Annotated in this window: 8 protein-coding genes; 3 read left to right on the top strand and 5 right to left on the bottom strand. The window is 72.9% G+C overall.

What is annotated here, in order from left to right:
* The coding region (locus tag IH13_RS0111885) for a sigma-70 family RNA polymerase sigma factor (protein WP_031083632.1) at positions 1 to 369 on the bottom strand (369 nt) is incomplete at its 3' end.
* Positions 370 to 487: 118 nt separating this feature from the next.
* On the bottom strand, positions 488 to 1,864 hold the full coding sequence (locus IH13_RS0111880; RefSeq protein WP_031083631.1) for an MFS transporter: 1,377 nt from the start codon (positions 1,862 to 1,864) through the stop codon (positions 488 to 490).
* A 63-nt stretch (positions 1,865 to 1,927) separates the two neighbouring features.
* Between IH13_RS0111880 and IH13_RS0111875 the strand changes: the two genes are divergently transcribed.
* Positions 1,928 to 2,881, top strand: coding sequence for a LysR family transcriptional regulator (locus tag IH13_RS0111875; protein ID WP_031083630.1), 954 nt, complete (start codon positions 1,928 to 1,930; stop codon positions 2,879 to 2,881).
* A 99-nt stretch (positions 2,882 to 2,980) separates the two neighbouring features.
* On the opposite strand, the gene IH13_RS0111870 is transcribed toward IH13_RS0111875, so the two are convergent.
* Entirely contained in the window at positions 2,981 to 3,682 is a 702-nt protein-coding gene (locus tag IH13_RS0111870; RefSeq protein ID WP_082317576.1) for an alpha/beta hydrolase, read from the bottom strand.
* Positions 3,683 to 3,783: 101 nt separating this feature from the next.
* Between IH13_RS0111870 and IH13_RS0111865 the strand changes: the two genes are divergently transcribed.
* Together IH13_RS0111865 and IH13_RS0111860 are read left to right on the top strand one after the other, a co-directional pair.
* Positions 3,784 to 4,938, top strand: a complete 1,155-nt coding sequence (locus IH13_RS0111865; RefSeq protein WP_031083628.1) for an adenosine deaminase — start codon at positions 3,784 to 3,786, stop codon at positions 4,936 to 4,938.
* Between the two features lie 133 nt (positions 4,939 to 5,071).
* Positions 5,072 to 5,380 carry a hypothetical protein gene (locus IH13_RS0111860; RefSeq protein ID WP_031083627.1) on the top strand — a complete coding sequence of 103 codons (309 nt, stop codon included), beginning with the start codon at positions 5,072 to 5,074 and terminating at the stop codon, positions 5,378 to 5,380.
* 179 nt (positions 5,381 to 5,559) lie between these two features.
* On the opposite strand, the gene IH13_RS0111855 is transcribed toward IH13_RS0111860, so the two are convergent.
* Both IH13_RS0111855 and IH13_RS0111850 read right to left on the bottom strand, forming a co-directional pair.
* A complete protein-coding gene (locus IH13_RS0111855; RefSeq protein WP_031083625.1) occupies positions 5,560 to 5,763 on the bottom strand; it encodes a PspC domain-containing protein in 204 nt (67 codons plus the stop codon).
* 90 nt (positions 5,764 to 5,853) lie between these two features.
* Positions 5,854 to 6,162, bottom strand: a 309-nt coding sequence (locus IH13_RS0111850; protein ID WP_031083622.1) for a VanZ family protein, incomplete at its 5' end; no start/stop codon positions are given.

Here is a 6,162-nt window from a genome sequence, read left to right as displayed (position 1 = left end):
GTCGTCGGGTGTCGGCAGGATCCGGCCGTCCGGCATCGGCTCCAGCCAGGTGTTCTCCGGGAGCGGGTTGAGCGCCGCCCGCGCCAGCGGGGTCGGGCCGGTGAGGTCCACCGGCCTGGCCCGCTTGTTGCCCGCCTTGAGCATGTCCAGGCACACGTTGGTGGCGATGCGGTAGAGCCAGGAGCGCAGCGAGGAACGGCCCTCGAACGTGTCGAAGCCGCGCCAGGCACGGACCAGCGTGTCCTGGACCGCGTCCTCCGCCTCGAAGGCCGAGCCGAGCATCCGGTAGCAGTACCCCGTCAGCTCGACCCGGTGTCCCTCCAGACGACTGTCGATGCCGGCCGTGGCCGTCGCCGCCCGATCACTCATCGCTCACCCCTGTTGCGCTGTGACGCCGCTCACCCGGCACTGGGGAAGCTACCCCAGGGCACTGACAGTCGGGGCGGAAAAGACGGAAACCGCTGGTCGGAGGCCGGGCGGGAGGGCCTCAGTTGTGCGCGGCGGCCGTCCGCGGGGCGGTCCGGCGCTCGGTGCGGGCGGCCCGGGTGCCGAAGAGGGTGATCGTCACGACGCCGAGCACCGCGAGGAGGCCGAGGACCACCGTGCCGCCCCAGCCCCCGGCGTGGAAGGCGACCGCGCCGAGCGTGCCGCCCGCGCTGGACCCCAGGTAGTAGGCCGACTGGTAGAGCGCCGACGCCTGGGCGCGGCCCGTCGTCGCCGTACGGCTCACCGAGGAGGAGGCGACCGCGTGTCCGGCGAAGAAGCCGGCCGTGATCAGCACCAGGCCGAGCAGGACCGCCACCAGCTGGTCGGCCAGCGAGAGCAGCAGACCGGCGGCCGTGGTCGAGACGGCGAGGTACAGCGCGCCCCGGCGGCCCAGCCGGGCGACGAGCCGCCCGGCCGCGGCGGAGGAGACCGTACCCACCAGGTAGACCAGGAAGATCGAACCGACGATGCCCTGCGGGAGGCCGAACGGCGCCTCGACCAGCCGGTAGCCGATCACGGTGTAGACGGCGCCGAACACCGTCATGAACAGGGCGCCGATCGCGTAGAGCCGGCGCAGCAGCGGGTCGGAGAGGTGCGTGCCGACGGTCTTGGCCAGCGCCTTCGGGTTGAGCGACCCCGGCGTGAAGTGCCGGGCCCTCGGGATCATCAGGTGGAAGACGACCGCGCAGCCGACCGCCAGCAGCCCGACCGCGCCGAGCGCCGCGCGCCAGCCCCACAGCTGGGCGACCCAGCCGGTGAGGATGCGGCCGCTCATGCCGCCGATGCTGTTGCCCGCCACGAAGAGACCGATCGCGGCCACCAGTGCCCTGGGCCGTACCTCCTCGGCGAGGTAGGCCATCGCCGAGGCCGGCAGCCCGGCCAGCGCCGCACCCTGGACCGCGCGCAGCGCGATCAGCCAGCCGAGCGACGGGGCGAACGGCACGAGGAGTCCGACCAGCGCGGCGACCGTCAGGGAGGCCGTCATCATCTGCCGCCGCCCGAAGCGCTCGGAGAGCGCGCTCAGCGGCAGGACGCACAGGGCCAGTGCCCCGGTCGCCGCGGAGACCGTCCAGCTCGCCTGGCCGGCCGTGGCGCCGAAGGAGGCGGAGACGGCGGGCAGCAGGGCCTGGGTGGAGTAGAGGAGGGCGAAGGTCGCGACCCCGGAGGCGAAGAGCGCGAAGCTCATCCGGCGGTAGCCGGGGCGGCCCGGCTCCAGGCGGTCGGCGGTGCCGGCGGAGACGGTGGCCGGGCCGGTGGTGACCGGGTCGGCCGTCGCGGGCGCGGCGGTCTCGGAGGCGGCCGGGGTGGTGGCCGCGGCGGATGACGGAGCTGAGGCGTCCAGCGTGACGGTGGACGCCCCGGTACTGGCAGGAGGCATACGGCGACGTTAGGACCGAGAGGTTTGATGCGTCCAATGCATGAAGTCGCCATAATCATTCCCATGGCGCATCAACCCAGCTCACAGACGCGGCTGTCACCGAGTGGTTACGAAGAAGACATCCGCGCCGTACTCGCGCCCCGCCTCGCGTACTTCGAGGCGGTGGCCCGGCACGAGCACGTCACCCGTGCCGCGCACGAACTCGGCGTCCCGCAGTCGACGCTGTCGCGGGCCATGGTCAGGCTCGAACAGGACCTGGGCGTCACACTGTTCGCCCGCCGGGGCCGCACCGTCTCGCTCACCCCGGCCGGACGTACCTTCCTGGCCTCCGCCGAACGCGCCCTGGCCGAGGTGGAGAAGGCCGCCGACTCGGTCCGGGCCGACGCCGACCCCACCGCGGGCAAGGTCGCCTTCGGCTTCCTGCACACGATGGGCTCCGAGACCGTGCCCTCCCTCATCCGGGCCTTCCGCGCCGACCACCCCCGGGTCCGCTTCCAGCTCGTCCAGAACTACGGCGAGGCGATGATCGAGCGGCTGCGGGCCGGGGGCCTCGACCTCTGCCTCACCTCGCCCGTACCGGACGCCCCGGACCTGGTGGCCCGCAGGCTGGACGAGCAGCGGCTGCGCCTCGTGGTGCCCGAGGACCACCGGCTGGCCGGGCGCCGGCGGATCCGCCTCGCGGAGGCCGCCGACGAAACGTTCGTCACCCTGGAGCCCGGGTACGGCCTGCGGCGGATCACCGACGACCTCTGCACGGAGGCCGGGTTCACCCCGCGCGTCGCGTTCGAGGGCGAGGAGGCCGAGACCCTGCGCGGCCTGGTCGCCGCGGGGCTCGGGGTGGCCCTGCTGCCGCCGCCCGCCGTGGCCCGGCCGGGGGTGGTCGAACTGACGGTCACCGCCCCGCGCGCGGTCCGGGAGATCGGGGTCGCCTGGCTGGACGGCCACCCGGACACCCCGCCGGTGGCCGCCTTCAAGCGCTTCCTGCTGTCGCGCCGGGGGAACCTGCTGCCGGACTGAGCGCCGGGGGAGAAGGCCCGGGTGCCCCCGCCGCCGACCCGGTGTACGCGCCCAGGAAACCGGGCGCACCGAGCGGCGGGCCCGCCCGCTGACGGCTCCTCAGTTCCGCAGGGAGCGGCCGAAACCGGCCGCCAGCGGCATCCGCAGCCCGAGCGGCGGCGGTGCGGCGAACGCGTCCGTGACCGGCCGGGCGTACGCCCCTCCGAAGAGCGACCCCCGGACGAAGTCCACCGCCAGGGCCACGACCTCGGAGCGGTGCTGGCGCAGGGCGTGCCCGTCCGAATGGACCTCGAACCGGCAGGTGTCCCGATTGGTCTTCTTGGCGCGTTCGGCCAGCCGGTAGGAGAGCTCCGGATCGGTCCGCGCGTCGTTCGTGCCGTGCACGATCAGCACCCGGCGCCCCGCCAGGTGCTTCACCGGCTCGGCTCCGGGCTCCGGCGCGGCGGCCTCGGGCAGCCAGGGCGCCATCGCCATCACCGACGTGACGGCCGTGTGCCCGGCCGCCCGCAGGGCCGCCCGGCCGCCCATCCCGTGCCCGACGAGGCAGACGGGGACGTCGTCCCAGCCGCGGCGGCGGTAGCGGACCACGTGCACGGCGAGCCCGTCCCGCGCCCCGGCCCGGGCCAGGGTCCGGGCCAGGGGCAGCTGGGCCGCGTACGACAGGGTGGAGGGACGGCGACGCGAGTCGGTCTCGCCGTCCGGGAGCAGCAGGACCACGCCGCTGACCTCGGATAGTGCCCCGGCCGCCTGGACGGCCCGTCCCAGCCTCGCGGCGGGCTGGGGAAGTGCGCGCTGTGCCATGGCAGAACAGTGTCAGAGCGCACCTGTGTTCCACCCGGCTTCGCGGTCACTGTTACGTATCGGGGGCAGCTATCTACGCGCGTAGGCGTTAGAGTGCCCGAATGACGAGCCAGACCCCGAACGTCCCCGGTCCCGACCAGATCCGCCGCGCCCCCAAGGTGCTGCTCCACGACCACCTCGACGGCGGCCTGCGCCCCGGTACCGTCGTCGAACTGGCCGCCGCGCAAGGCTACGACGCGCTGCCCGAGACCGAGGCGGACAAGCTCGGCACCTGGTTCCGCGAGGCGGCCGACTCCGGTTCGCTGGAGCGCTACCTGGAGACGTTCGCCCACACCTGCGCGGTCATGCAGACCCGTGACGCGCTGTTCCGGGTGGCGGCCGAGTGCGCCGAGGACCTCGCCGAGGACGGTGTCGTCTACGCCGAGGTGCGCTACGCCCCCGAGCAGCACCTCACCGCCGGGCTGACCCTCGAAGAGGTCGTCGAGGCGGTCAACGACGGTTTCCGCGAGGGTGAGCGCAGGGCCAGGGCCAACGGCCACCGCATCAGGGTCGGCGCCCTCCTCACGGCGATGCGGCACGCCGCCCGCGCCCTGGAGATCGCCGAACTCGCCAACCGCTACCGCGACCTGGGCGTCGTCGGCTTCGACATCGCCGGCGCCGAGGCGGGCTACCCGCCCACCCGCCACCTCGACGCGTTCGAGTACCTCAAGCGGGAGAACAACCACTTCACCATCCACGCCGGTGAGGCCTTCGGGCTGCCGTCCATCTGGCAGGCCCTGCAGTGGTGCGGCGCCGACCGGCTCGGCCACGGCGTCCGCATCATCGACGACATCGAGGTCGCCGACGACGGCAGCGTGACCCTCGGCCGCCTCGCCTCCTACGTCCGCGACAAGCGCATCCCGCTGGAGCTCTGCCCGACCTCCAACCTCCAGACCGGAGCCGCGGCCTCGTACGCGGAGCACCCCATCGGGCTGCTGCGGAAGCTGCATTTCCGCGCCACCGTGAACACGGACAACCGGTTGATGAGCGGCACCAGCATGAGCCGGGAATTCGAGAAACTGACCGAGACCTTCGGATACACGCTCGACGACATGCAGTGGTTCACCGTCAATGCGATGAAATCCGCTTTCATTCCTTTCGATGAACGTCTCGCCATGATCAACGACGTGGTGAAGCCGGGGTACGCGGAACTGAAGTCGGAGTGGCTGTTCCGTCAGACGTCCACCACCAGCGGTTCTTCGGGCGCCTCTGCCTGAGCGGACACGAAGGGGAGCGGCCGGGGTCACGGAATTCCGGCCGTTTTCCGTGTCCGGGGATGTTTGCGGGAGCCGTCGGGGGCTGACTACGTTGCAGAGCCGCTCACATCCCCTTCCCAAGGATGAATGTCACATGAAGCAGTCTGCTGTCAGGACCATCGGTGCCGCCGCTCTCGGTGCCGCCTTCGCCGCCGCCGGCGCGGGAAGCGCCTCCGCCGTCGCTCTGCCCGTCGACTCCCTGGCCGGCGCGCTGCCCGCCAACGTCGCGCTCGACAGCGTGACCGACGCGCTGCCCACCGCCCAGAAGGCCGCGGGCAGCCTGCTCGACCAGCACAAGGGCGGCGGCCAGAAGGGCAGCGGCGCCCTCAAGTCGACGGGCACCAACCTGCTCGGCGGCCTGCCCGCCGGTGGGCTGACCGGCGCCCTGCCGATCGGTCGCTGAGGCCTCACCCGCCTGACCAGGGCGTGTACCGGAAGTCCCGCCCTCCGGGCGGAGGGCGCCACTCCCGATACACGCTCCCGTGTGCCCCGCCGGCACGCACAGAGGGCGCGCACCCGGTCAGGGTGCGCGCCCTCCTGCTGTTCTCCCCGTGCCTGCTGTTCTCCCCGTGGCCCCCGGTGTCACCAGGCCGTCGCGGAGGAGCGCTTCTCCGACGGCAGCAGCACCCACAGCGCCAGGTAGACCAGGAACTGCGGGCCGGGCAGCAGGCAGGAGACCAGGAAGATCACGCGCATCGTCCCGGCGGAGGTGCCGAAGCGGCGTGCCAGCCCCGCGCACACCCCGCCGATCATGCGGCCTTCGGTCGGGCGGACAAGTGCGGCCATGGTGACTCCTTCGCGAACCGTCGCGGGAGCAGCTCCGTCGTGCTCCCGATATCTCCAGGGTGCCCCCACGAAGGAGGACAAAGCATCGCTCTACGGGGCGATACCGACCCTGGAAATCCTCGGGGTCGCTCCCTGAGGGGCGTCGCTCCCCAGGGTCCCGGCCTCGTGACGGAACCGCGAGAGGTCGCCCGTACCCACCCGGTCGCCCCGGCGCAGCCGCACCCGGCACACCGGGACGACCAGCAGATGGGCGACCGCGACACCGGCGGTGTTCAGCAGGATCGAGTCGACGTCCACGACCTGCCCGGGCACCCCCGTCTGCGCCAGCTCGATGGCCGACGAGATCAGGGCCCCGGCCGCGACCGTCCGGACCAGCGACGCCCACGGGGAGACCAGCAG

Source organism: Streptomyces sp. NRRL WC-3549 (assembly GCF_000721935.1).
GTDB lineage: Bacteria > Actinomycetota > Actinomycetes > Streptomycetales > Streptomycetaceae > Streptomyces.
The sequence above is the reverse complement of the archived record's forward strand: the minus strand, read 5'-3'. Positions and strand labels throughout refer to the sequence as shown.

Bases quoted from the DNA above. Each gene is read 5' to 3' on its own strand.
- IH13_RS0111855 (WP_031083625.1), bottom strand. From the start codon at position 5,763: ATGGCCGCACTTGTCCGCCCGACCGAAGGCCGCATGATCGGCGGGGTG.
- IH13_RS0111875 (WP_031083630.1), top strand. From the start codon at position 1,928: ATGGCGCATCAACCCAGCTCACAGACGCGGCTGTCACCGAGTGGTTAC.
- IH13_RS0111880 (WP_031083631.1), bottom strand. From the start codon at position 1,864: ATGCCTCCTGCCAGTACCGGGGCGTCCACCGTCACGCTGGACGCCTCA.
- IH13_RS0111865 (WP_031083628.1), top strand. From the start codon at position 3,784: ATGACGAGCCAGACCCCGAACGTCCCCGGTCCCGACCAGATCCGCCGC.
- IH13_RS0111870 (WP_082317576.1), bottom strand. From the start codon at position 3,682: ATGGCACAGCGCGCACTTCCCCAGCCCGCCGCGAGGCTGGGACGGGCC.
- IH13_RS0111860 (WP_031083627.1), top strand. From the start codon at position 5,072: ATGAAGCAGTCTGCTGTCAGGACCATCGGTGCCGCCGCTCTCGGTGCC.